We start from the raw sequence: 26,905 nt of genomic DNA, 5'->3' as shown, positions 1-26,905 counted from the left end.
GCGGCCTTTTCCCAGTGAGTAAAATGATGAAGTTATTCTGGAACAAATCCTAAGCAGCCATAGAGCGCTTTTTCATATAAACCAGCAATAGAGATACTGCCGCAGGCGTCATCCCCTGAATACGCGAAGCACGGCCCAGAGTCTCAGGACGGGCATCACTCAGCTTCTGCTTCAGCTCGTTTGAAAGCCCTTCGATCAATGTGTAATCCAGCGACTCCGGTATGCGAGTATTCTCATAACGTCGCATACGGTCTATCTCTTCGGTCTGACGGTCAATATAACCCTGATATTTGGTCTGAATCTCAACCTGTTCCGTTACCTGATCATGGGTTTCAGCGTCTCCCAACAGTCCAGCCACATCGTTATAGGTCAGTTCCGGGCGACGAAGCAGTTCCAGAAGGCTGTATTCACGGCTTATGGGTTTGCTGAGCTTATTTTCCAGGGTACTGGCAGCATCGCTGCCGGGATGGATAAACGCCGCTCTAAGGCGCTCAGATTCCTTCTCAATACGCGCTTTCTTGTCGCTGAATGCCATCCAGCGTTGATCATCCACCAGACCCAGCGCTCTTCCTTTCTCCGTCAACCGCAGATCGGCGTTATCTTCCCGCAGGATCAACCGGTATTCTGCCCGACTGGTAAACATGCGGTAAGGCTCACTGGTGCCATTGGTAATCAGGTCATCCACCAGCACACCGATATAAGCTTCGTCACGGCGTGGGCACCAGGACTCTTTATCCTGTGCCCTGAGCGCCGCATTCATACCTGCCAACAGCCCCTGCGCCGCCGCTTCTTCATAGCCGGTGGTACCGTTGATTTGACCGGCAAAGAACAAGCCACCAATGGCTTTGGTTTCCAGAGAGTATTTCAGTCCTCTTGGATCAAAGTAATCGTACTCTATGGCATAACCGGGACGGGTAATATGGGCATTTTCCAGGCCACGAATGGATTGAATCAGGTTGATCTGCACATCAAAGGGCAAGCTGGTCGAGATGCCATTGGGATAAAGCTCTTGGGTGGATAATCCTTCCGGCTCCAGAAATACCTGATGGGAGGTTTTATCCGCAAAGCGGGTAATTTTATCCTCAATGGATGGACAATATCTTGGACCTATGCCTTCAATAACCCCGGTAAACATGGGTGAACGGTCCAGTCCACCCCGGATGATCTCGTGAGTACGCTCATTGGTATGGGTGATATAACAGGACACCTGCCCAGGGTGCTGCTCAACCGTTCCAAGGTAAGACATCACCGGCATCGGCGTATCACCCGGTTGCACTTCCATCACGGAAAAATCCACACTTCGGGCATCAATGCGGGCAGGAGTGCCTGTTTTCAGACGCTGAACATCCAAAGGCAGTTCTCTCAGCCGGTTGGCCAGGGCAATGGATGGCGGATCACCGGCCCGGCCACCGCTGTGGTTTTCCAGACCAATGTGAATTCGGCCACCAAGGAAAGTTCCTGTGGTCAGAACAACGTTCGCGGCAAGAAAACGAACGCCCATGTTGGTCACGACACCACGAACCTGACTGGTGTTGTCATCAACCACCAGATCATCCACAGACTGCTGAAATATCCACAGGTTCTCCTGGTTTTCCAGAATCGAGCGAATGGCTGCCTTGTAAAGTGCCCGGTCAGCCTGTGCCCGGGTAGCCCTTACCGCCGGTCCTTTTCTGCCATTCAGAACCCGAAACTGAATACCGGCATGATCCGTCGCTGTTGCCATGGCACCGCCAAGGGCATCTACCTCTTTGACCAGATGACTTTTACCAATCCCGCCAATGGCCGGATTACAGGACATCATCCCCAGAGTTTCGATGTTATGGGTCAACAACAGCGTTTTAACGCCCATACGAGCTGAAGCCAAGGCGGCCTCCGTACCGGCATGACCACCACCGATCACAATCACATCAAATTGTTTTGGGAAATCCACTGCCAACGTTTTTCACCTGTCATCAAGAGAAGATAAGACCAGCAATTATACACCGGTTAAATAGCGCTGTGACCCATCATTGAATAAGAGTGATCTGAAGTCACAGTGCCAGCCCAATGACCAGGCTTGCATAACGGGTGTGAGCGTCAACCAGAAACTAATTTTACTCACAGACAGTAGATCTGCCCAAAAAAGCCTCGGGTTTTTTACAAACGGATGCAGTTCTTCAAGTTAAACAGCAGTAATAACAGCGAATAGCTGTTTCTTAATGTTTATTTATTAATTTAATTGATATTGGTGTTGATAAAATCTGTGGATAAGCAAATAAAGCTCTTTACTTTCAATATATTATAAGTTGAATAACTCTGTTATATTGTTGGTAGCAAGGTTTAGTTAACCTGTTATTAAACTGTGGAAAAAAACGATTTTATCCACAGACCAATTTTATAAAAGGGTTATTCCCTACCTTGTTAATAGCTTATCCCTGTATATGTCCACATTCCCATAATGCTCAGGTACTTTGCCTGACAGCCTGCTGTAATGGGATGTTCAAAGTAATCGGCGGTTTTATAGCCATTGAATTTATCCACAGCGGAATAAAGCGGTTGCGAATTCAGGAAAAATAAGTAAAATCCGCAAACGATAATAATTCTTGTTTACAGGCTGCTATGAAAAAACTCATTTCTATTGCTTCCGCTATTGCGATCTCGTGTTCTTCTTTCTCCGCCCGGGCTGACGAAGAGGTCAATGTTTACTCTTATCGCCAACCTTTTCTGATTGAGCCCATGCTAAAAGACTTTGAAGAGGAAGCTGGCGTTAAGGTTAACGTCGTGTTTGCCAAGAAAGGTCTGGAAGAGCGTATTGAGAGGGAGGGAAAGTTCAGCCCGGCAGATGTCGTACTGACTTCTGACATGATCAGTCTTTTTGATCTGGTTGATCGCCAACTGGTGCAACCCGTGAACAGTAAAACCATTAATGACAATATCCCTGCACACTTAAGGGACCCGAATAACCAGTGGTACTCATTGACCATGCGGGTTCGTAATATCTACAGCTCCAGACGCAGTGACAAGCCCGTCGATATCAACTACGAAGACCTGGCCAGCAGTAAGTTTAAAGGAAAGATCTGTACCCGCAGTGGCAAGCACCCCTACAACATCGGTTTAGTCGCCTCGATGATTGCCCATAACGGTGAAGCTGAAACCAGACAGTGGCTGGAAGGGGTAAAAGCAAACCTGGCCCGTCGCCCTCAGGGTAATGACCGGGCCCAGGTCAAAGCGATCAAAGAGGGGGTTTGTGATGTCTCTTTGGGTAACAGCTACTATTTTGGCAAGATGATGCAGAATGATGCTCAGAAAGCCTGGGCTGATGCGGTTTATATTAACTTCCCTAACCAGAAGACTGCGGGTTCCCATGTCAACATCAGTGGCATGGTGATGGCAAAGTATGCACCGAACAAGGATAATGCCCTCAAGCTGATGGAGTACCTGGCCAGCGAGGAAGCTCAATCCATTTATGCCCGTGACAATTTGGAATACCCGGTCAACCCGAAAGTACCAGTGTCTGACACCGTTGCGGCATGGGGAGAGTTCAAGGCGGATCCACTGCCCATAGCAGACATTGCAGCGAACCGTGCCAAGGCTCAACGTCTTCTGGACGAAGTAAAATTTGATCTTTAGATCTTGTCATTAGTGCATGAATCACAACTTACCGACCTACTGGAGGGCTGGCAGCTGGCTGCTGGCCCTTTTACTTTTTTCGCCTGTTATCGCTGTGGTTCTGGAGGCTCTCGCCCCTGCCAGCGAGTTATTTGACCATCTTTGGAACACTGTCCTGACCGCCTACATAGTGAACAGTGTTCTTCTTATTCTCGGAGTAGGGGGGCTTGGGGCTATTCTGGCTATTCCTGCCGCCTGGGTGATGGCCAATGCCCGTATTCCGGGAAGAGATCAGCTCCAGTGGTTACTGGTATTACCACTGGCTATGCCATCCTACGTTATTGCTTATATCTATACCGACCTGCTGGAATTTGCCGGGCCAGTGCAGCGTTTTCTCAGAGCGCTCACGGGTTGGACGTCAGCAGCAGACTATTCCTTCCCGGAAATACGCAGCCTTGGCGGCGCTATTATTGTGCTTGCCCTGGTGCTTTATCCCTATCTGTACCTGCTGGCAAGAACCGCCTTTCTTGAGCAGTCGAAAAGCCAGACTCTGGCCAGCCGACTCCTGGGTTGCTCACCACTGCACAGTTTTTTTCGGGTAACCTTGCCCATGGCCCGTCCCGCCATCATAACCGGTCTGGCGCTTATGGGCATGGAAGCCCTGGGTGATTTTGCCACGGTGAGCTATTTTTCCGTGCCCACATTAACCACGGCGATATACGACACCTGGCTTGGTTATGGCAACTTGAATGCCGCGGCAAAAATCTCGGCCATGATGTTGCTGGTGGTCATGTTATTGATCAGCATAGAAAAATACAGCCGTCGTCAACAGCAGCTCTACCAGAAAAATACCGGGCAGGAGCAGCGGGAGTTGATCGAGCTTTCCGGCTGGTCAAAATGGCTGGCTATCGGCTGGTGCTGGATGCTGGTCACCCTGGGCTTTTTGCTGCCATCTCTGGTGCTGGAGGGATACCTGATTGCTTATTTCAATGATTCATGGAGCAGTGCGCTGTTTGAATATGGTGTTAACAGCCTGATGGTTTCCGGGTCCGCAGCCGTTGCTGCCTGCTTTATTGCCTTGTTTCTTGGTGTTTATCAGCGTTTACAGCGCACAAGTTTTTCCCGAATCCCTGCTCGCTTGGCCTCCACCGGTTATGCCCTGCCGGGCAATGTTCTGGCCATTGGGGTACTGATCCCCCTGACGCTCTCGGATAATTTGCTCAACGAACTGCTGATTCACTGGCACCAGTCACCGGTAGGGCTTATTTTCAGCGGCTCTGTCATTACCCTGATTTTTGCCTACGTGGTGCGTTTCTCTGCCGTTGCTGTGGGCAGTGTTGAGTCCAGTCTTGGGCGAGTGTCTCCTTCGCTGGACATGGCCAGTCGAACACTGGGGTGTAACCCCCGGGAAATGGTCAAGCGTGTGCACCTGCCGTTAATCCGTAAAGGCATGCTGGCAGGGCTGCTGCTGGTCTTTATTGAGGGTATGAAAGAGCTGCCTGCCACACTGCTACTCAGGCCCTTCAATTTTGAAACACTGGCCACCCGGGTCTTCCAATACGTCTCTGATGAGCAGCTGGAATATGCGGCACCTGCCGCATTGGTAATGGTTCTGGTAGGATTGGTTCCCCTGATTATGCTTAATCGCTCTCTGGAAAGGCAGGAACAGCAATGAGTGCCCTGAACATCACTGAACTTGCCTGTACTTATGACCGTTCAATCAGAAAAAGCAGCGCCATTGCCGATCATCTGGTCCTGTCCGGGTTAAACCTGGCCATAGAGGATGGTGAAATTGTCTGCCTTCTGGGTCGAAGTGGCTGTGGTAAGTCGACATTATTAAAAGCGATCGCCGGTTTGATTCAACCGGTATCCGGCACCATTGAGCTGCATGGCAGGGAAGTCAGCTCAGCTGCCAGGGTAACCCCTCCGGAACAGCGGGGCATCGGCATGATCTTTCAGGATTATGCCCTGTTTCCTCACTTGACGGTGTTTGACAACATTAGTTTTGGACTTAAGGGGAGTTTTGGACTTAAGGGCGCCTTCGGCCTGAACAAACAGACCACCGAACAGATCAGGCAACGGGTTCAGGATATGCTTCAACTGGTGAACCTTTATGGTCTTGATCAGCGCTATCCACACGAACTGTCCGGAGGACAGCAGCAGCGGGTGGCCATCGCCAGGGCACTGGCCAACAAGCCTTCCATTCTGTTGCTGGATGAGCCGTTTTCAAATATCGACAGCCAGGTCCGTCAGCATCTGGTCAGGGAAATACGGGATATCCTGAAGCAACAAAAAGTCGCCGGACTGTTTGTTACCCACAGCCGTGAAGAAGGTTTTGCTTTTGCGGATACCATTGCCGTCATGGGGCAGGGCAGAATCATGCAGCAGGGGGCGGCCTTCGATATCTATCACTACCCTGACAACCGTTTTATTGCTGACTTTATGGGGGCCGGAAACTTTCTGCCGGCCACCATTGAAGATGAGTTTCATGTGAGCACCCCATTGGGCGTTGTGGCATCCACCCAACCTCTCTCTGAGGAAAAAGCAGGGACAAGTCTTGAGTTATTTATTCGACCACAGATGGTTGCAGTCTCGGCTGTGGATAAACCGGAAGGCTCACTATCTGGTACTTTTCCACAGGCAACCATCACCCGGCAGCAGTTTATGGGAAAAAGTATGCGCAGCGAAATTCACCTGGACTGTTGCCAGGAGAGTTATCAGCTGGTGGCAGAGCATTCAAATCCGGTAGCCGGAAATGCTACCGTTCAACTGAACATTATTCCTCACGATCTGGTGCTGTTTGATGCGGGTGGCCAGAATGCGCGCCAGAAAGAAGGGGTTTGAATTAATACCACCAACCTTGCAAAAAGAGGTTGGTGGCAAAACGATTACCCATTTTCTCCTTTGCCATTGAGCAGAAAATCCGTATTACTCAGCCAGTGGATAAAACCGGGAGGCTGATTGACCGGAAAGACATCGTCGTTCATCAAGTCATTGATGATGGTTGCTGAGCGCCAGGCCGTGAGGCTTAACTGCGGCTCAACAATGCCATGGCTGTGCAAACCGGCATTGACCGCATAAATCCGGCGGTCTTCCGGGCCATTCCAGGCCAGTTTAAAACTTGAGGATAGCTGGAATCGATTGTGCTGATCCAGCGTTAACCGTTCCCGAATCGGTTCCAGATAGTCAGGCAGTGTATTCTGGAAGCCAGTACATAGAATAACCACGTCAGCGGCCAGCCGTTCATCGCATTCTGACAATGCATTGAACAGACGCAGGTCATAATAACCTGTGGACGTTAAGGACATATCCGCTAACGTTCGATCCGGCAGCAATTGCCAGCTCACATCACCATTGCCCAGATAGGTTCGGTCATAAAGCTCCCGGTAGAGTTCCAGTAGATAGGCCGGGGTAATACCATCACTTGCCAGCTTTTGATAATTGACGATGCGCTCTTTTTTATCACTGGGCAGTGACAGAAACTGGCCTACATAGCCCGGGGTGAAATACTCATTGGTAAAGGGGCTTTCATCCAGAGGTTCAAAACCCGCTCGCCGGGATACCCAGTTCACCTGAGCAACCTTTCCCCATTGGCCTCGCAGACAGTTCAGGAAGACTTCGGCCCCGGTCTGTCCTCCACCAATAACAGCCACCCGTTTATTGGCTAAATCTACATCCCGGGTCATCAGGCTACCGGCATGGAAACAGTGCGGGCCGAGCCATCGCTGGGTACACTCAGGGGTATAGGGTGATTTGCCGGTCCCCAGACAGAGATTTCTGGCTTTAAAGGATTGACGGTCAGATTTCAGCACAAAGTGATGATCCGTAAAGTTGACTTCCCGGATCTCAGTATCAAACCTTACCGAACTCAGGTTATTTGCCACCCAGCTCAGGTATTCAACAAACTCTGTACGACTGATGACCATTTTTTCAGTCGACAGAAATGAATAAAAACGGCCCTTATTGACCAGAAATGAAATAAACGACCACGGGCTTGTAGGCTGAACAGCGGTAACCAGGTCTTTCAGGCAGGAAGTCTGCATATGCGCACCCGGAAGCATTAAGCCCGGATGCCAGCCAAAGGTTGCTTTTTTGTCAAAAAACCGGGTTGAAATGGCAGGCTGACTATCGAGCAGGGCGGCCAGGCTCAAATTGAATGGCCCGGCACCCAGTCCGGCCAGTTCCAGAATATCGGTTTCGCAATCCGTGATTTTTTGCAATCTCATGGCACTTCCCTGAATGTTGTTGCTAATGGGTTGTTAAGCGGTGTTCCTAGTTCCGGCAGTGGACGTTCACTGGCGTCACCATAACCTTGTTTGAACCGGACTCTGTTCAGGCAAACACGGGCCATTTCAGGTTGGAACAGGTCAAACATTTTAAATCGCCCGTTAAGTTCCGGATGCGCTTTCATATACAACTGCAGCTGTTTACCAAGGAGTCCGTAAAAGTCCACCTCAGAAAACCCTTTTTCCGCCAGGCAAGCGGAGATAAAGCGCAGCACGCTGACAAAGTGCCCCGTCTGCAGGTCATGGATAAGGTATTCAGCGGGCAGTCTCGCGGTCACTGAGCGGGCATAGTCACTGAGGCTTTCCAGCTCAGGAAAGTCCTGATCAACAAGACGCAAGTCCCCCTGAAAATCTTTAAGGGCAACACGGGCAGGCTGATGATGCTCAAGAACCACCGTGACATTCTGGCCATGGGCCACAAGGCCAACACCGTATTTACAGAGCAAATGGTAGAGTGGGATGACCACCGAATCGAACAGCCGGGTCAACCATTGTCTGGCTGACAGCCCTGAACGGCGAATGTACTCATGGATTAGGGGTTTATTGAAACCATCGCGCTGAAACAGGGTGGAGATAAGGACAGCACGTTCAGATGTCTTGATTTTGTCGTGTACACTCTGTCGCCAGATGCAGCCCAGCATCTCATGATAACGATAGGGAGCATCCTCAACCTGGGTAAATATCGGGTTGGGGTAGAAGGCACCTGCGGGCTCTTCAAGGACGATGACTCCCCGGTTTGCCAGCGTTGGGTCAGTATCCACAATATTGGCCAGCCACCTGGATATCATCGGCCCGGCCTTAATGTATTGACCGGGAATACCCCGATAGCAGGACGTGTTTAAAATCGAGAGCGGCAGCTTAATATTCAACTGTTTCGGTCTCTGCCGGTTTGATAGCGTACGCAGCGACTGTTGGGGCAACATGGGATCACCAAAAGCCCCCAGATGAACGATACGACCCGCAGCAATCTCGCCAGCAAATAAATTCACCAGCTTGTTTTGCCACTGCCATGGGTGAACCGGCATCAGGAAATAAGCTTCTGGCGTTAAGTTCATTCCACCAAAGACGTCAAAAAGCTTAGCCTGAGCCTCTGTACCAAGCACTGCCGACAATAACGTCTGCTCAGAAAGGTCGTCTATTTTGGATAGCTGACAATGGTCTCGGCTAACGGCCAGCCATTCCAGTTGAATATCCGGCAGAAATTCGGTGGCATACGCCTCATAGTCATTGAACCCCCAACCGATACGGCCTTTGCTGACGGTCACTTTCGGATGACCATCCAGATAACATTGAAGTTCATCATCGGTCAGGTCAATCAACTCAGCGGCGGTTTTTTTATGGTAGTTCTGCTGTACCCTGACTTCGGCCATCAGGGTGTTGGCCAGCTCTTCCAGAAAGTTTGCCAATATTACCGAGGTGAGATGAAGCTCCGTCCGGGCATCAATAAATAACTGACTGACATCCGGAAATGACGACCACTGACCACCGGGGTCCGTACGAATAATGGTGGCCGGGTCAATCATCAATTGATCCCAGATGGTTCGCCAGGCGGCGAACTGATAGATGACGCCACTTTGCAGCTCCAGGGTGAAATAACCGTTATCAAGCTCCAGTGGTACAATCGCTTCTTCCCAGCTCAGTTCGCTCAGACTTTTGGCCAGCAATCGTTGGTTAGCTGGTAACCAGAAAGCCGATGGTTCGGTCTTCAGTGGACTCTTCAGTAGACTCTTCAGTAGAGATTGTGTGACCGCCTGATTCATAGCTGTACCTCCCTGAAAAACGTACGTCGATAACCGTTTACCAGCGCTGCCCGCTTATGGGGAAAATCAAACGCTTTGACAAAAGACCAACCGGCAGGTGCCAGCAACTTCAATAAACGCTGATTATCCGCCCTTGGCTCGCCAACTAATCGGCCGGTTCTCGGATCGTCCAGATAGAGGAAGTGGGTTATGGATTTGGTCCAGCAGTTTGAAAACCGTTTTCCCAGGAAGTCCGGATTTCCCACCAGAAGATGAAAACCACGGTCCCATGGCTGGCAGTCATAATAGGGAGCAATGCGATCTTCCATCGCCCAGTAAAGCTCAAAGTAACCAAAAGGTTCACCGTTAATGCTGCCCACCAGAGGCCAGGTTTTTCTGTCTTTGAGCAGCGTTTGAAGGTAGTTGCGCAGTTCTTCCTTGCTCTTTGCCATTTCCCAGAACTCAGCAACCCGCGGCTGATTCATCCACTGATGAAAAATGGCCAGGTCTTCCTCTGGATCAATGGAGCGGAACGAAATAGTGAGATCATTCTGATAATCATAGCGCTGATAAACGACACCAGAAGGTTGTAACGGTCGCAGCGGATGGGAAATGCCATTGCTGTTTTCCGTCCAGATTTCCGGCGTCAGAACGTTGCTGTTCTGCCAATGCCAGAGCGTTCGATTCTGATAAAAGCCGGTTCTGACGTTGATGCTCTCCCCGGAGGTCTGATCGATATCATGTAGCCATGACTCTGGCTCCAGCCGTTCAGATATCAGGGGGGACAAGTGAATTTGTTCCAGCATTGGATGGTTTGCATACAGATAATCCAGGCCAGCAGCCATGAGATGAGGCGGAATCCTGTCCTGCTGGTCGGAGCTATTGGCCGGAGAAATAACCAGCCTGTCGGTGCCAGAGATACTCAAATGCAGCGAAGTCGTAGCATCATTCATCAACAGTGTGTTGGAGCTGAGCGGCTTCAGTGTTATCTCCGGATTCAGAATACCCGGAAGCGTTTTTCCCGGAAGAGTCATTGTTGTTGTCATTGCTGTCCCTGTTTTGGATTTTTGGCGATTAAGGTAGGAGTTCGTCCTGTGACAACCCGACGAGTGGGTTAGACAGTGAGTGATAAACTGCCAGAGGATTCTCCAGGGTGTTCTCATTCATATCGCAGTAAGAGCAATAAAAGTTGCCTTTTGACCAGAGCTCAGGGCTATTGAGAATGTAGTCCAGACAATGGGGGTCTCTGGGATCAGACGCTCTGAGTTTCACCAGGAATTCCCTTAGAGCCATCAGCAGTGAAGTCTCTGAGGTGACTTGCCCGGCCCCAAGGGCACTGATGACGCCAAAGGTGGAATTGATGATCAGATAATAGGTAAACAGCCAGTTGCCCAGTTCACCATCCACATGATGCTCCTGCTGTCTGGTTTCTTCTGAGATCGCCTCCGCCAGAAGTTCACGGGCTATATGGCTGTAGCCCGTTCCCTGACAATCACGGAAATAGACTTTCCAGGGATAACCCTGTTTCAGGGTGATCAACAGGTTCTGCTGATGGGCTCCAAATAAAAGACCAAAGTCTGACTGCCCAATCATCAGCGGTTCTACGACGGTTGACAGGTATTGGTTAAACCAGCGAAGAGCTATTATTTCTGGCGAAAGCTGCTCTGTGTCAGCCAGTTTGCGGATAAGTGAAACCAGCCTTGATGCACCGTTGGGATTATCCTGGGTCAGGCTGGCCAGTAACTCGGTTGCCCTCAATGCCTGAGGATTATTGAATGGATTTTCCCGCAGAACCATCATGGTCTCTGGCAATATCTGTCCATCGGGTCCCTTGATCGCCCCATGGGCAGGCTCGGTGATCACCTCAAAGTCCGGGTAGCGCTGCCTCATTTCCGTACCAATGGACGTACGATATTTAACCTGATGGATCTCTTTGCCGCGAATCACCTCTTTAGGCAACAGATGCCGTACGGAGTTGGTCAGTTTTACGCTGAGTGAATACTTCAACATGAAAGACGCGTGACTGGCATGTATGGAACGCACGGATGATGTTGCTCTCCAGTCACTGCCCTTTAATCCATAATCAACCAGTTTTTTTTCCTGAATCAACTGACGCATGTAGTTGCTTTTCAGCCACTGTTGGGCCTGCCATGGATGGGCGGGCAAAAGCGTTTGATGCTCCGGGGTTGCAAGGAGTATCGCTGCAGGAAAGTTTTTGTCTTCTTCTGCCAGTTGTCTGGTCAATTCACTGAATGACAGTGAATGAACACTGTCGGCATCGAGCAGACAGGAGTCTATGGCAAACCAATGGAGCTGGAAGCTGCTACCGAACTCAGGCATATACCGGGCGGCATCATCCTGACTGAATTGATCACGACTTTTCGGGCAGGGATGGACAGAGTGGCCTGTCAGCAGTGACTGTTCTGAAGCCTGAAACTCCCCGGGACCGTTAAAAATGTCGTCTAATGATGACTGGCGGATGCTCAGGTTGGTTTCAATATTGTTAACACTGTGATGAACCCGTTGCAGGAAATGTCTCCGGGTCTGTTGATCGCTCTGCCAGAGAATATCCCCGGTTACCAGCAACTGAACAGCCTCCATAAAAGTGATGGGAGTAGTCGTTGCTTTTGCCGGGCTCGATAAAATCACTGGCATTAAAAACTGGTGACGCCCGGTTATTGAAAAGTGACTAATAAATACCAATAGCGATAGATCATTGACAGGGATATTGATCACACGATCAATGTTCTTCCCGGCTTCAGAGTTCAATTGTGATCGATAACTCTCTATCGCTTTAAACTCACTGGCTTTATGTAATGTCCAGCCTTGCCATTCCCGCAAGAGCGCATTAAAAAAACAGTTAGCGCTCAGCACTTCAGCCTGGTTTCTGATCGTAGCTGCATCGCTAAGCTGCTCATTGCTCTCGCTACTGGGGGATGTGCCGGACATTATTTTATCAGCCGACTGTTTCAGTATTGAATCTGAGGACATCATCATTATTTCAGTTTTTATGGTTCAACGAATTACGCTCTCATCAGCACTTTGTTGAGAGTTAATTATTAAAAGTTTTCATATGGGTTGGTAATCAATTCTTAACTCATCCAGCAACCCATTTTCTTTTTCAACCGTCTTTTATTTCCATTTTTTAACATCGAACCCATCCTGGATTGGGTTGCCATCCTATATGATAACAATTATCATTTGCAACAAATTGAATAATAAATGTGCCGTGTTGAGAATTGAACATGCCAGAAAATGCGTTATTTCCCGATTCAAGAGACACCAATTCCGGGCAACACTCTGCCCGGAATGACTTTTGTCGTTTGATCGCGGTATTCCTGCTGGGAACTGGCCAGACAACGCTGCTGATCAGTTTGCCAGCCATTCTGACAGAAACCGGAATTGGCTATGGTGTACTTAGTGTCATGGTTGCTCTCGGTACAGGACTGTTTATCGTATCGGCTCCCATCTGGGGACGAATATCAGACACCTATGGTCGTATACCCGTGGTTATCTCGGGCATTGTCGGCATAGCCCTGAGCTTTTTGATACTGACCCTGTCTATTCAGGGAGTGGTGTCTGGCGTGCTGGATCAACAACAGGCAATTTTCTTAATGTTCTCTGCCCGTATCATCTATGGGCTGCTTGCATCTGGCTTGTACCCGGCGGTTCAGGCATGGGTAATTGACGACAATGACCCATCAAATCGAGCCAGAATGCTCAGTCGTATTACCGCCAGTATTAATGTGGGGCGGCTATCGGGTCCCCTGGTTCCAGCCTTACTTATTGGTTGGGGGAGCGCTTTTCCTATCGGTGTGGTATCGCTACTGGCCATGGTTCTCCTTACGATGCTGGTCATTTTACCCGTCGTATCAGTAAGGCATGACAAGGTGTCAGGTGCCAGTAATGATAATAGGCACTTTTTGGGATTAATGGCAGAGACCTGGCCGTTGCTGTTACTGGCGTGCTCAGTCACAACGTTGTTTGGGTTTCTGCAATACCTGGCAGGCCCCCGACTTCATCTTATTGTTTATGACGGAATAACCACCACCCGATTACTGTCAATCCTGATGATGCTGGCAGCTCTGTCTTCCGTCATTGCCCATCTGGTCGCTGCTCACTGGGTTCAGCGGAATCTGGTCATGGCATTGAAGTTTGGCAGTGTGATGTTGCTGATCGGCAGTATGTTCATGGTGATCGGGGAGAGCCTGTTCTGGCTGGCGAGTGGACTTACCATTAGCGCAGCTTCGGTTGCTTTATTAACACCAGCCTATACGACATTGGCGTCTGGTCAGGCAAAGAGTCAGCAGGGTGCGCTTACCGGCATGTTCAGTATGATTCATACCATTGGCTATACGCTGGGTGCATTGCTGGCTGGTCTGACCGGCACTATGAATGGCTGGCAACTGGAGTTGGTTGGAGTGCTGGTTGCCAGCGTATCACTGATGATCACCTTTTTATGGGTTGATCATGAACACGGGAAATCACTATGTCTGCGATTCAAATGACGGGTTGGCCAATGGTTACCATCCGCTTTAATTCTCCGGCAACGGATCAGGATGCACAGGATTGGTTACAGGTGTTATCCGGGCTTCTGGACAGAAAAGAGCCCTTCAGCATGGTGATACAGGCGCAGCCTAACAGTGAGTTTTCACCCGTTGCCCGTAAATTGCTCGGGCTCTGGTTTAAGGAGAAACGGGAGTTGCTGGGATTATATTGTTCCGGTGTCGCCAGGCTGGTTTGCTCTGAACAGGAGGGTGCCCGTGTGGTCAGTAAAAAAATGCAAAGTGCCATGCCGTTTCCCATGAAGGCGTGCCTGGATTGGAGCGAAGCAAGGGATTGGGCAATGACTCGAATTCAGGATAAAAAGAAAATCACTTGAACAATCAAATGGTAATCAATATCATTCGCAGCCATCCTAAAAAACCAAAACACTGATCAATAAACAACCCTGAATTCAGGAATCATAAAAACGGATCAGCCTGAGACAAACGACACTATTCATTAAAAAAGAAATATGGATGTCTAATAATACACTCCGCCTTAATCAGGCAAGTTACCGCGTTAATGGCAAGCAGGTTATCAAGCCGATCAGCCTTGAGTTGGCTCCCGGCAGAATAACCGCCATTCTCGGACCCAATGGGTCAGGCAAAAGTACGCTGTTAAAGATGCTTTCCGGTTTGATCACGCCTGATAGAGGAGAAGCGTTGCTTGCCGGAAAACCGCTGATTCAATGGCACAGAAAAGTGCTGGCCCGGAAGCTGGCAATGTTACCTCAGCATTCACCCGTGCCTCTGGGAATGTCGGTTTCTGAACTGGTCGCTTGTGGCCGTTACCCACATGCCGGCCCCTTTGGCCGGATGAAATCGAGGGATCATCAGGCAATCAACACAGCTCTGGCTCGAGTAGATATGGTGGACTTCGCGAAGGAACGGGTCGATCACCTGTCCGGGGGAGAAATGCAGCGGGTATGGCTGGCGATGATACTGGCCCAGGAAACCGGTATCTTATTGCTGGATGAGCCAACCTCATGGCTTGATATTGCCCATCAACTCCAGCTGCTTGACATCGTCCGGAAGTTGAACCGGGAGAAAAATACGACGGTAGTCTGGGTTCTTCACGACCTTAATCAAGCGCTGCAATTCAGCGATGATCTGGTGTTGATGAACCATGGAGAGCTGGTACGACAGGGCAGGGCGGAGCAGGTACTGGACACCAACGTTATTTCAGATGTGTTCGATATTAAGACCACCAGAGTTCAGCCGGAAGGCTATGATCACTGTCTGTTTCTGCCATCGGCTAACAGTACGTCTGAGCATTTACCACAACCGGTGCTGAGTGTATCAGACAAGGAAGTTGCCTGAATGTCAGTTTCTCTCAATGCCAGGCTGCACGCTGCTTTTACCTTACTGTTTTTACTCTCCACAGCTCTGTCAGCCGGGGCATCATCTCTGGATTCAGGCGAAAAAATACCCGATAAAATCGCCGTCCTTAATTGGACCCAGGCAGAAATGTTGCTGACTCTGGGAATGACGCCGGTGGGTGTCACGTCGATCAACGGGTATAAGGAGTGGCAATCCAATACTCCAGTATTGCCAGACGGAGTTCAGGAGCTGGGCTTAAGATCCGAACCATCACTTGAGGCCATTGCCGCCCTCAAACCGGATTTAATACTGGGCTACCAATGGCGACACAATCGGATCATTTCAGAGCTGGAAGCCATTGCCCCTACGGTGCTCTTTACCCAGTATCCCATAACAGACAACTCGTCGTACTACCACAGGATGCAGAGTATCTTTCGCTCGGTTGCCCGGCTGATCGGACAGACGGCTCTGGCGGAGGAAAAGCTGCGGGAAATGCAGCAGTTAATGGATCAGGCACGACGACGTATCCAGCAAGCCGGTATGACCGGACACTCAGTAGTCGTTGGCAAATTTGTGGGGATGGGCCTTGGGCTCAGGGTCTATGCCGATGCTTCCATGGCGGGGGCAATCGTCAATGAACTGGGCCTGGTTAATAGCTGGCACAGTGCTCTGCCAGGGCGGGACTTTACCCATATAGATCTGTTAAAGCTGACCACGATCGGTAATGCCAGCCTGCTCATTATCGGTAGTCAGCCTGATGACCTTCCGGCCATGACTCGTTCTCCTGTATGGCAGGCTATCCCGGCTGTCCGGGAGGAGCGGGTTCACTATCTGCCGGCACTGTGGTCATTCGGAGGACCGCTGTCCGCAAGTCGCATGGCAACGGCAATCGTGTCACAACTGGCACCGGAGGCATGATGATTTACTCCGTACCTTTTAAAGCAACCACCGTCTTCCTGTCGGTATTTCTGCTGTATGTGGTGGCAGTGGCAATATCTTTAATGACTGGCCCATCAGGGCTTGACGCCAGCTTGCTGGTTGATATGCCATTTTTTCCATCATCAGTACTGGGCGGAAGTATCAGCGAGCATCAGCCCCTCAATGCAACCATTGTTACCTGGTTGTTGCTGCCCAGAACCCTGATGGCTTTACTCTGTGGTGCAGCCCTGGGCGCGGCCGGAGTACTGATTCAGGGCGCAACCAGGAACCCCTTTGCCAGTCCTTCAACGCTAGGCGTTAATGCCGGGGCCATGGTCGCTATTGTAATGGGATCGGTATTGTTGCCCGATATTACCGGGCAATACCCGGTCGTGTTGGCATTCACCGGCGCAATAATCACCACATTACTGGTCTTCCGTTTGGCCAGTGCCATCAGTAACTCGCCGGTTAACCTGGTGCTGGTGGGGATGGCAATCACCCTGTCCTTCGGTGCTATCAGTGCTGGCATGCTGATGTTTTTCGAAAACCGCCTGGATGGGTTGTATACCTGGGGTGCCGGTAATCTCTCCCAGTTCGATTTTCAGGCGGTTCAGCACAGCTGGCCAATAATCCTGCTGTTCACCATTACCGCTTTATTCTTTGCCCGGCAACTTGACCTGATTGCCCTGGGGACAGAACAGGCGGAAACCCTTGGGGTAAATGTGCGCCATGCCGTTGGTTTTTCTTTGCTGATTGCCGTGATTTTGTCTTCTACCGTCGTCAGTCAGGTGGGGATGATCAGTTTTGTTGGCCTGATCGCGCCTCATATTGCCCGGAGCCTGGGCTGTCAGTCGGTATGGTCGCGACTGTTGATGGCTACAGCGGTGGGGGCACTGTTGCTGCTCAGTGCTGATATCGCCGCACGATTGATCCCCATCATGGTCTCGGACTCCCATTACAGTTTTCCCGCCGGCGTCATGACCACCATTGTTGGCGCCCCATTTATGATCTTTCTGCTGACGCGGAGAAACCGGGTCAGTGCACTGGTGGCAACACCGGGAGAAACGGGTATCCGCGCACTTTTCCCTATGGACCCCAACCGCAGTCTGGCAGTTCTGTCCGCACTGTGCCTGATATTGATGGGATTGAGCCTGTTCAGCCAGATAGAGGTGACGTTTATGCACCTGCGCTGGCCCAGGGTCATGAGCGCTGCGTTTGCGGGTGCGGCACTGGGTGTTTCCGGCCTCGTTTTACAAACCTTAACCCGAAACCCACTGACCAGCCCGGACGTATCCGGATTAACGACAACCGCTGTTTTATTTATAGCGCTGGGCGCCGTCCTTTACCCGGGAATAAACAGTCTTGGTTTGATGCTTTTAGCCATATTCGGTAGTGGTTTTGCGTTGCTCCTATTGCTGGCGCTTAGCCGCCTGACCGGTTTCAATCCACTATTATTTGCCCTGGGCGGTTTGTGCCTTTCTGCGGTTTCCGCCACCCTGATCAGTATGGTTCTGGTTCTGGGCAGCAACCAGTCCAGTGAAGTGCTGATCTGGCTTTCCGGCAGCACCTATGCGGTTACTGATGAACGCACCTATCCCCTGTTTTCAGCCGTCATAATCCTGCTCCCCATCCTGTGGATGATGTGGCGCAGGCTCGATATTCTTCAGCTTGGCGCTTACCTGCCCACGCTGCTCGGTATCCGTGTATCCGTCACTATTGCGCTGCTGCTGGTAATCGTCGCGTTGCTCAGTGCGGTCAGTGTGGCGGCGGTAGGCGGTGTTTCCTTTGTAGGACTGATGGCTCCCCATATCTGCCGAGTGACCGGTATGTCCAGTCACCGCCATCTTATTCCTGCAGCAGCCATTACCGGAGCATTGTTACTGGTCAGCAGTGACTGGTTATCACGAACCGTAATCGCCCCCTTTGAAATACCCTCAGGCCTTCTGGTTTCTGGTGCCGGTGGTATTTACTTCATCCTTCTGCTGCTCAGCGGAAAATACATCCAACGTCGTTAACTTAATAAAAGAAGTAAAGAGGCCTGCAGGAAGCAGGTCCTGAATAATTATATGGACTCAGCAAGAATGGCAATCATTACACATGGGAAAGTCGTAAAATGAAGAGTAAAAAAGTGCCACTAATAATGATGGCGATTTCTCTGGTTACCGCCGCTCAGGCGACAGCAGCTTCAGAGCCAGCGGTGACGACCTTAGACCAGGTAGTCGTTACCGCCTCCCGGTCAGAATCCAGCGTCTCCAATGTTTCGGGTACAGTTCAGGTGATCGGCCAGCAAGAGATTATTCAGCAGTCCCAGCCAGGACAGAAGCTGGCGGATGTTCTTGAACAGGTGATTCCCGGGTTTGGGCCCAGCACGCAAACGGTGACAGACAGAACCCAGAGTCTCCGTGGCCGTAGAGCATTGATCCTGATCGATGGCATTGCTCAAACGGAGAACCGTCAGATCAGTCGACAACTGAACTCTATCCGGCCAGAAAATATTGAACGCATCGAGATTATCTCTGGTGCCAGTGCAATTTATGGTGGTGGCGCTACCGGCGGGATTATCAATGTGATTACCCGTAAACCTGAAACCGATGAGTTACAGTTTGCTTCGGAAGCAGGATTCAAAGTATCTGGTGATGAACTGACCACCTGGACACTTAACCAGAATATCAGTGGCCACTCCGGTGCCTTTGACTACCTGCTCAGTGGCACCTACGAAAGTCGTGGCGGTATTTTTGATGCAGACGGTAACCGGGTTAACCCTGACCCATCCCAGGTCAGCCGCATGGATACCGATAGCAAAGATGCACTGGTTAAACTTGGGTATGACCTGACCGACCAGCAGCGACTGGAGGCAACGCTGCAATTCTTTGATGACCAGATGGATTCTGATTATGCGCCAGACACTTCATCTAGTATTGCAGACTCACCCGCAGCCCTGAAAGGACTTGAGCTGGAAAATCAGCCTTACAGTCAGCGGCAGTCTATTGACCTTGTTTATAAAGACGACGATTTCCTGGGCAATAACCTCCAGGCCCAGACCTACTATCGGGAGCGTGAAGCCAGATTCTTTCCCTATCCCAATGTCATTCGAAATGTCGGTACATTTTTAAACCAATCGACGTCTACCGCCGAAGTTTTTGGATTAAAACTGAACCTTGACCGTTCGCTGAATAACCAGCTCAGGCTTTCCTACGGTCTTGATTATGATGTTGATGATGGCGAGCAAAGAGGGCAACTGCATGATTTAGCTGAATACAATGCCAGTGGTGGCAGAGTTATTAAGCCCGATGGTCCAGAGTATGAATATGGTCCTGATGTTGAAACCAAAACCCTTGGGCTTTATTTGCAAACCTCCTATGATTTAACCACACAGCTGACGCTGAATGGCGGTATCAGGCATGAGCGTGCAAGGGTAGATATCAGTGATCATATGCCTCTCGCTGAAACCTGGTTTATGCAACAAGAGGCATTAAGAACGCCGCTGGAAGGTGCCGTTAGGAAATACGACGATACGCTATTTAATCTTGGCTTGGTCTTCCGCCTTAATCAAAGTAATGAGCTGTTCGCTAATTACTCTCAGGGTTTTGACGTGCCCGATGTGTCGAGAATTCTGCGTGATACGGTCTCCCCGGTTAGTCGTCTTCCTAATAGCCTGCCGCTCCCGCGAACCAATATTTCTGAAGCAAACCTTGATGCCATCAAGACGGATAGTTTTGAGCTTGGATGGCGGGGTAGCTTTGAAAATATCTTTGCCAATGTCTCTACCTTCTACAATGAATCGGATAAAACCATCACCTTTGTAAACAATAATGTAGACCTGCTGGATCAAAAAAGAAAAGTCTACGGTATTGAGGGGGCTATTGAATATTTCCTGAATGATTACTGGTACGTTGGGGGTACTTACGCCTTTACTGAAGGGCGCAGCTATTACAAGGAAATAGGGGAGTGGCTGGATCTGCAAGCGGCGGATGTCTCACCGGAGAAATTCACAACGTTTGTCGCTTATGATCAGGGAGACCTTAATGTCCGCCTGCAATCCATGACCTTCCTGGATTATGACAAGGGGAAAAGTTACAGCTCCAGCACCCAGAAAGTGACAGACCGTGACATTAATGGATACACAACCGTTGACCTTCTGGTTTCCTATGATCTCCCGGTGGGCACTGTTAAAGCAGGAATAACCAATCTGTTGAATAAGGACTACGAGACCGTATACAGCCAGTGGGCAAGGACAACCTATAGCGGTATCAGTGCACACAAGGCTGAAGGTCGAGCCTATAACCTGAGTTACAGAGTTGAGTACTAATACCAGTCGAACTTTCTAATCTCCTGTTTCGCCGAAGATTTGAGCCTAATCCTGTGTTGGCGATTGTCGTCTGGTTTTAAGGCTCAAACCTTTATGCTCATCACGGGAGTTAGAAAGCAGGACTGGTATTTTTTACATGATAAAGCAACGATTTTTCTTCGCTTACGGAGGGAGGGGGAACAGGAAGCCAGCCATCCGTGACTTGCTTCACCCCATCGGTATGCACATTCTACGCCGCCATCCATGGCTATCCTACCCGTCGGGCTCTCTCAGATCCCACACCCTTACGGTCCGGTCATGAGAGCAGGAAGCCAGCCGCCCACCGGGCAATGACGTAACAAAGATCACGCTTTCGGTATGCCCATGCAGCGTTGCCACGCAGGGCTCTCCGTCGGGCAAGCTCAGATCCCATACCCTTACGGTATTGTCAAAAGAGCAGGAAGCCAGTCGCCCATCGGGCAATAACGTGACTGATTTCACCCAGCTGGTATGCCCATGCAGCGTCGCCACGCAGGGCTGCCTGTAAAGATTGTCCAGATCCCACACCTTTATGGTTTTGTCATCACCGCAGGAAACCAGCTGCTTACTGGCCAATGGCGCAACTGAGTTCACCCAGCCGGCATGCCCATGCAACGTTGCCACGCATGGTGGCCCCCGGAAATTGCTCAGATCCCACACCTTTATGGTCTCGTCCGCCGAGGAGGAAACCAGCAGCCCGTCAGGCAATTGCGTGACGCAGTACACCCATGACTGATGACTATTCAGCGTCGCCACGCATTGCTGCCCGTCGGGCTGGTTCAGATCCCAGACCTTTACGGTCCTGTCATCAGAGCAGGAAACCAGCCGCCCATCGGCCAGTGTCGTGACTGAGTTCACCCTGCCTGTATGTCCATTGAGCGTCGCTACGCACTCCTGCCCGTCGGGCTGGTTCAGATCCCACACCTTCAGGGTCTTGTCAGTAGAGCAGGAAACCAGCCGCCCGTCGGGCAATGTCGTGACTGAGTTCACCTTGCCTGTATGTCCATTGAGCGTCGCCACGCATTGCTGCCCGTCGGGCTGGTTCAGATCCCACAATTTCAGGGTCTTGTCAGTAGAGCAGGAAACCAGCCGCCCATCGGCCAATGCCGTGACTGAGTTCACCCTGTCAGTATGGCCATTGAGTGTCGCCACGCAGGTTTTTTGGGTATTAATTCCCAGAGACATCAGGTATTTATTACTTGCGTTTCGATGATCAGCAAGCCGTAGGCAGGAAGCCGGTCGTTCATCGGCCAATGCGGTGCCTGAGTTCATTTCGACGGTATACCTTTTCGACGCCACCCAGGCTTGCCAGGTATGATTTTCCAGAGAAGCCAGGTATTGATTGCTTAGGTATCGATGATAAACAAGCCATAATAACCGGTCATCAATTTCATTGTTTGGTACAGCAGGTATATGTATATCCCTGTCTTCAATTATCTTCCTATAGGCTTCAAGGGCAGAGCCATAATATTGCAAGGCCAGTTTTTTCAGTTTTGCTTCTGTGTTGAAACGGGTAATCAAGCCCTTACTTGTTATGGTCAGGCGACTAAAATCAACGAAAGTCAGGTAGTCGGAAATTTTAATCAGAAGCTCATTTGGCAATTTCAGAAAAGGCGACACCTGTTGCGGAGGAACCACCGAAACCCCCTCCGTAGTTCTTTCTCCTGTCTGGTTACCAGACGGGTAGCTTCCCTGGTAGTGGTTAGGGGAAATGGCATCATTATTATTAGCGATATTTTTTTTCACACCATCTCTGACTGGTAAACAGCTCTAAAGTTCCTTCCCGGAAATGCAAAAATCAACTTGCCTGAATTCAGGTTATATCACTCTGCCCCAATAAAGAGTAAAGCCCTATTCACCTCCCAACCCGACTATAAAAATGTCGTTAACTTAATAAATGAATTAATGAGTGCAGGAATCCGGTTCTGAAAACAGGATAAGGACTTAAGGCAGGCCATTGCGCGGCAATTTTCAGTTCAGACCTCTGGTATTTTTTACATCATTAAATGATTTTTCTTCTTTTTGGAGGAGGGGACCAGGAAGTCGGCTGCCCATTCAGCGTTACCACGCATTGTCGCCCGTCTGGCTTGCCCAGATCCCAAATCCTTATGGTCTTGTCAGAAGAGCAGGAAGCCAGTCGCCCACCGGGCAAGGGTGTAACAAAGTTCACCTCGTCGGTATGCCCATTCAGCGTCGCCACGCATTGCTGCCCGTCGGGCTTGCTCAGATCACACACCATTACGGTATTGTCTACACAGCAAGCCAGCCGCCCATCGGGCAATGGCGTAACTGAGTTCACGTATTCGGTATGCCCACTCAGTGTCAACACCTGTTCCTTCACGCCGAGCTTCAGCCCCATCACCCTTACGGTATTTTCTACACAGCAAGCCAGCCGCCCATCGGGCAATGGCGTGAATTTGGATATCCCGGGTTTCAGATCCAGCGTCGCCACGCATTGCTGCCCGTCGGGCTTGCTCAGATCCCACACCTTAATAGTCTCGTCAAGAGAGTAGGAAGCCAGCCGCCCATCGGGCAATGTTCTAACACAGGTCACCAAATCGGTATGCCCATTCAGCGTCACCACGCATTGCTGCCCGTCGGGTTTGCTCAGATCCCACACCTTAATAGTCTCATCATCAGAGCCGGAAGCCAGCCGCCCATCGGGCAATAGCGTAACTGATTCTATAACCTCGGTATGCTCATTCAGCGTTGCCACGCATCGGTACCCGTCGGGCTTGCTCAGATCCCACACCTTTATGGTTTTGTCTTCAGAGCAGGAAGCCAGCCGCCCATCGGGCAATTCTATGACAGAGTACACCCAATGGGTATGCCCATTCAGCGTCATCACGCATTGCTGCCCGTCGGGCTTGCTCAGATCCCACACCTTTATGCTATCACCAGCACTGGAAGCCAGCCGTCCATCGGCCAATAACGTGACTGAGCTTACCCCTAAAGTATGCCCACTCAGTGTCGCCACGCAGGTTTGCAGGGTATTACTTTCCAGAGAAGCCAAGTATTTATTGCTTACGTATCGATGATAAGCAAGCCGTAATAAAGGGTCATGAATTTTATTGTCTGGAACAGCGGGTATATCCCTGCTTTCAATTATTTTTCTATAGGCTTCAGAGGCAGAGCCATAATATTGAACGGTCAGTTTTTTCAGTTTTTCTTCTGTGTTGAAAAGTGTAGTTAGTCGTCTACTGGTTAAAGTCAGGCTTCTAAAATCAGCGAAAGGCAGGTAGTTAGCAATTTCAACCAGGAGTTCATTTGGCAATGCCAATAAAGGCGACACCTGTTCCGGAGAAACAACCGAAACCCCCTCCGTAGTTTTTTCTCCAGTCGGGTGATCAGGCGGTTTTGCTGGATATTGGTTAACGGAATTAGCTGCATTATCAGCGATATTAGTACCCATACAGCCTCTGACCGTTGAATAGCTGTGAAGTTCTTTTCCCGAAAAAACAATAAATCCGACTTTAAACGCTTATTGAATCCACATTATGAAAAATGTGGATTATTCAGTTTGCCAAATCCGGTATTTACCGGTTACTTCCCAATACAGAAGGACGAAAAGATGCGACCCAGCAGGTCATCACTGGAAAAGGTACCGGTAATTTCTCCCAGGGCTTTCTGAGCAAGACGAAGGTCCTCAGCGAGCAGTTCACCTGCTCCAAGGTGCTCCAGTTGCTGTCGACCATTCTCAATATACTCTCCCGCCTGTCGCAAGGCTTCCAGGTGGCGACGTCGGGCAGAAAAGCTGCCCTCCATTGCCCCTTCAAATCCCATGCAGGTTTTCAGATGCTTCCTGAGAGTACCAACTCCGTGCTCGCTTTTCTGAGCGTTACAGGCACAGAGACGTATAACCGGAACACCATCAACCTCTGAAAATCCGGGCTGCTCGCCGGTAAGGTCGATTTTGTTGCGAATAATCGTCAGTTTCTCCTGTACTGGCAAACGGTCGGCAAACTCAGGCCAGATGTCATGAGCATGGGTTGCATCGGTTGATGATCCATCCACCATTAACAACACCCGGTCAGCTTCTTCAATGGCTTTAAAAGCCCGCTCTACACCCATCTGTTCCACTCTGTCTTCGGTTTCACGCAGACCGGCGGTATCAATCACATGAAGCGGCATGCCATCGATATTAATATGCTCTTTCAATACGTCCCGGGTGGTGCCGGCAATATCGGTGACAATGGCAGTCTCCCGGCCAGCCAGAACATTCATCAGGCTGGATTTTCCGGCATTGGGCCGACCGGCAATCACCACGGTCATACCATCCCTGAGAATCGCTCCCTGCCCTGCTTCACGGATAACCTCAGCAAGTTGTTGCGAGATACTGGCCAACTCACCGGTGACTTTGCCATCATTCAGGAAGTCAATTTCCTCTTCCGGGAAATCTATAGCGGCCTCAACGTAGATTCTCAGTTCGATCAAAGACTCAACCAGTGCATTGACCCGTTGAGAAAAGGCTCCCTGAAGTGAGCGTAAGGCTGAGCGTGCCGCTTGCTCTGAACTACTGTCGATCAGGTCAGCAATGGCCTCAGCCTGGGCAAGATCCAATTTATCATTCAGAAAAGCCCGCTCGGAGAACTCCCCCGGGTTTGCCTGACGGACGCCAAGAGCAAGAATGCGTTTCAGCAGCATATCGAGGATGATGGGGCCACCATGTCCCTGAAGCTCAAGAACATCCTCACCGGTAAAGGAGTTGGGGTTTGGAAAATAGAGTGCTATGCCTTCATCCAATATCTGACCATGAGCATCATGAAATGAGGTGTAGTGGGCAAACCGGGGTTTTGGCTCTAATTTCAGTACTTCTCTTGCCACACCCAGGGCATCAGGACCCGACACCCGAATAATACCCACGCCTCCCCGACCGGGGGCTGTCGACTGGGCGGCAATGGTATCCTGGTGAAGATTGCTGAAATCAGACATAACGAGCCATCGGTAACTGCTAAAACGATGGCATAGTCTATGCCCGGTGCCTGTTTTAGTACAGGATCATGAGCTTAACTTGCGGGGCAATTTCAACCGGCTGTTGTCACGGAGCTTGTTGATATCTCTGTTGATAAAAGCATCAGGGTTGAGTTTATAGATCGCTTTCATCAAGGATGTCCAGTTGTCATAGTCCGGATACAGAGGTAACAGCTTAATAGCCACCATGCTGATGGTATAGCCCTCAGGTACCTTGTATACCGGTGTCTTACCGATTCCGGATAGCAGTGAGTTACTGATTTTGTTGTATGAAGGGGTTGTCACATTCCCCGAGGTTTCCTCAGGTTTTGTTACGCTAATTGGTTGGCCTTTATTACGCTCAACAGGTTTGGATTTTGTCGATGTGCTATCCATTTTTTGCTTGGGGGCGTTTTTTTCTGGTAGCTGCAACACAGTGCCTCTTTTGATAGCGCTAATATCATTATTCACAAACAGTGAGGGGTTTAGCTTTGCCAGTTCCTGAAGTAAAGCATACCAGCTGTCGAACTGTGGATAATCTGGTATCAGCTTATGGGCAATAGCAGCAAGACTTTCACTTTCGGTGACTTTATAAATGGTTTCTGCTTTCTCCTGAACCGGCTGCTGTTCAGGAGTCGATGGAATCTTTCGGGCTAGCTTTGCTAACATCTGCTGCTTTTTTTGCGGCTTACTGTGAATATCAGTATTTGATGTCTGTGCTTCTGGCCGCTCCAGAGTGGGAGAGAACCTCATCCTGTCTGGCTTTGCTAACATCTGGTGTGTTATTTCCGGCTTACTGTTATTGGTATTTGGTGTCTGTGCTTCTGATGGCTGCAGAGAGGGAGAAGGCTTCTTCCTGGCTATGTTTGCTAATTTCTGCCGTATTTCTTGCCGCTTAATGCGATTATAAGCGTTTGATTTCTTTATTTCTGGTTGCTCCTCAGGCAACTCTTGATTTTCCGCCTCAATCTCAACGGCCCCGGCATTGGGCATGATCAGTATTTCATTTGCCCGAAGCCTGTTTGGATTACCATCCGTGAAAGCCCCGGGGTTCATATAAACAATCTGTTGCATCATCCCTCGCCATCCAGTGGGATGGGGATATTTATACTGCATTCTCCAGGCAATCGTACTGACATTGTCACCAGCCGCTACTTTATAAAGATGATCATATTGACTGGCTTCAGGGAGGTTTAACAGGGTTCCTGCACGTATCTTGTTAATATCACCGCC

18 protein-coding genes are annotated in these 26,905 nt (G+C 50.1%); 9 read left to right on the top strand and 9 right to left on the bottom strand.

The genetic code is table 11. The features are described from left to right. Nucleotides 1-49: 49 nt before the first annotated feature. Entirely contained in the window at nt 50-1,930 is a 1,881-nt protein-coding gene (gene mnmG / locus KDK15_RS09130; RefSeq protein ID WP_257295065.1) for a tRNA uridine-5-carboxymethylaminomethyl(34) synthesis enzyme MnmG, read from the bottom strand. Between the two features lie 668 nt (nt 1,931-2,598). Between mnmG and KDK15_RS09125 the strand changes: the two genes are divergently transcribed. The 3 genes from KDK15_RS09125 to KDK15_RS09115 are packed head-to-tail and all read left to right on the top strand — an operon-like array spanning nt 2,599 to nt 6,432. Next, nucleotides 2,599-3,609 (top strand): Fe(3+) ABC transporter substrate-binding protein, encoded by a 1,011-nt coding sequence (locus KDK15_RS09125; protein WP_257295045.1) that lies wholly within the window; start codon nt 2,599-2,601, stop codon nt 3,607-3,609. Nucleotides 3,610-3,625: 16 nt separating this feature from the next. After that, nucleotides 3,626-5,263 carry an iron ABC transporter permease gene (locus KDK15_RS09120; RefSeq protein WP_257295044.1) on the top strand — a complete coding sequence of 546 codons (1,638 nt, stop codon included), beginning with the start codon at nt 3,626-3,628 and terminating at the stop codon, nt 5,261-5,263. Further along, nucleotides 5,260-6,432 carry an ABC transporter ATP-binding protein gene (locus KDK15_RS09115; protein ID WP_257295043.1) on the top strand — a complete coding sequence of 391 codons (1,173 nt, stop codon included), beginning with the start codon at nt 5,260-5,262 and terminating at the stop codon, nt 6,430-6,432. The genes KDK15_RS09120 and KDK15_RS09115 overlap by 4 nt, the downstream gene beginning before the upstream one ends. A gap of 44 nt (nt 6,433-6,476) precedes the next feature. Here KDK15_RS09115 and KDK15_RS09110 read toward each other — a convergent pair whose 3' ends face one another. Genes KDK15_RS09110 through KDK15_RS09095 form a run of 4 tightly spaced genes read right to left on the bottom strand, consistent with a single transcriptional unit; the run spans nt 6,477 to nt 12,562 of the window. Next, nucleotides 6,477-7,814 (bottom strand): lysine N(6)-hydroxylase/L-ornithine N(5)-oxygenase family protein, encoded by a 1,338-nt coding sequence (locus tag KDK15_RS09110; protein ID WP_257295042.1) that lies wholly within the window; start codon nt 7,812-7,814, stop codon nt 6,477-6,479. Continuing rightward, complete coding sequence (locus KDK15_RS09105; RefSeq protein ID WP_257295041.1) at nt 7,811-9,634, bottom strand: IucA/IucC family siderophore biosynthesis protein; 1,824 nt, start codon at nt 9,632-9,634, stop codon at nt 7,811-7,813. The genes KDK15_RS09110 and KDK15_RS09105 overlap by 4 nt, the downstream gene beginning before the upstream one ends. Beyond that, nucleotides 9,631-10,659 (bottom strand): GNAT family N-acetyltransferase, encoded by a 1,029-nt coding sequence (locus KDK15_RS09100; protein ID WP_257295040.1) that lies wholly within the window; start codon nt 10,657-10,659, stop codon nt 9,631-9,633. Before KDK15_RS09100 ends, KDK15_RS09105 begins: the two co-directional genes overlap by 4 nt. A 28-nt stretch (nt 10,660-10,687) precedes the next feature. Beyond that, nucleotides 10,688-12,562, bottom strand: coding sequence for an IucA/IucC family siderophore biosynthesis protein (locus tag KDK15_RS09095; protein WP_257295039.1), 1,875 nt, complete (start codon nt 12,560-12,562; stop codon nt 10,688-10,690). 296 nt (nt 12,563-12,858) lie between these two features. On the opposite strand from KDK15_RS09095, the gene KDK15_RS09090 reads away from it, so the two are divergent. The 6 genes from KDK15_RS09090 (at nt 12,859) to KDK15_RS09065 (ending at nt 20,704) form a co-directional block, all read left to right on the top strand. Next, entirely contained in the window at nt 12,859-14,121 is a 1,263-nt protein-coding gene (locus KDK15_RS09090; RefSeq protein ID WP_257295038.1) for an MFS transporter, read from the top strand. After that, nucleotides 14,103-14,495, top strand: coding sequence for a hypothetical protein (locus tag KDK15_RS09085; RefSeq protein ID WP_257295037.1), 393 nt, complete (start codon nt 14,103-14,105; stop codon nt 14,493-14,495). Before KDK15_RS09090 ends, KDK15_RS09085 begins: the two co-directional genes overlap by 19 nt. Before the next feature lie 139 nt (nt 14,496-14,634). Beyond that, nucleotides 14,635-15,477, top strand: coding sequence for an ABC transporter ATP-binding protein (locus KDK15_RS09080; protein ID WP_257295036.1), 843 nt, complete (start codon nt 14,635-14,637; stop codon nt 15,475-15,477). Next, nucleotides 15,478-16,395: an iron-siderophore ABC transporter substrate-binding protein gene (locus tag KDK15_RS09075; RefSeq protein ID WP_257295035.1), complete on the top strand. Its 918-nt coding sequence runs from the start codon at nt 15,478-15,480 to the stop codon at nt 16,393-16,395. Then, a complete protein-coding gene (locus KDK15_RS09070; protein WP_257295034.1) occupies nt 16,392-18,410 on the top strand; it encodes an iron ABC transporter permease in 2,019 nt (672 codons plus the stop codon). The genes KDK15_RS09075 and KDK15_RS09070 overlap by 4 nt, the downstream gene beginning before the upstream one ends. Before the next feature lie 98 nt (nt 18,411-18,508). Then, nucleotides 18,509-20,704, top strand: a complete 2,196-nt coding sequence (locus KDK15_RS09065; RefSeq protein ID WP_257295033.1) for a TonB-dependent receptor — start codon at nt 18,509-18,511, stop codon at nt 20,702-20,704. A 252-nt stretch (nt 20,705-20,956) separates the two neighbouring features. Here KDK15_RS09065 and KDK15_RS21225 read toward each other — a convergent pair whose 3' ends face one another. The 4 genes from KDK15_RS21225 to KDK15_RS09045 all read right to left on the bottom strand — a co-directional run. Next, complete coding sequence (locus KDK15_RS21225; protein ID WP_257295032.1) at nt 20,957-22,468, bottom strand: WD40 repeat domain-containing protein; 1,512 nt, start codon at nt 22,466-22,468, stop codon at nt 20,957-20,959. 256 nt (nt 22,469-22,724) lie between these two features. After that, nucleotides 22,725-24,134, bottom strand: coding sequence for an F-box/WD40 repeat-containing protein (locus KDK15_RS09055; RefSeq protein ID WP_257295031.1), 1,410 nt, complete (start codon nt 24,132-24,134; stop codon nt 22,725-22,727). Nucleotides 24,135-24,265: 131 nt separating this feature from the next. Next, a complete protein-coding gene (mnmE, locus tag KDK15_RS09050; protein ID WP_257295030.1) occupies nt 24,266-25,654 on the bottom strand; it encodes a tRNA uridine-5-carboxymethylaminomethyl(34) synthesis GTPase MnmE in 1,389 nt (462 codons plus the stop codon). A 66-nt stretch (nt 25,655-25,720) separates the two neighbouring features. Then, the coding region (locus tag KDK15_RS09045) for a hypothetical protein (protein WP_257295029.1) at nt 25,721-26,905 on the bottom strand (1,185 nt) is incomplete at its 5' end.

It is taken from the genome of Endozoicomonas sp. YOMI1, assembly GCF_024606345.1.
Lineage (GTDB): Bacteria > Pseudomonadota > Gammaproteobacteria > Pseudomonadales > Endozoicomonadaceae > Endozoicomonas.
The sequence above is the reverse complement of the archived record's forward strand: the minus strand, read 5'-3'. Positions and strand labels throughout refer to the sequence as shown.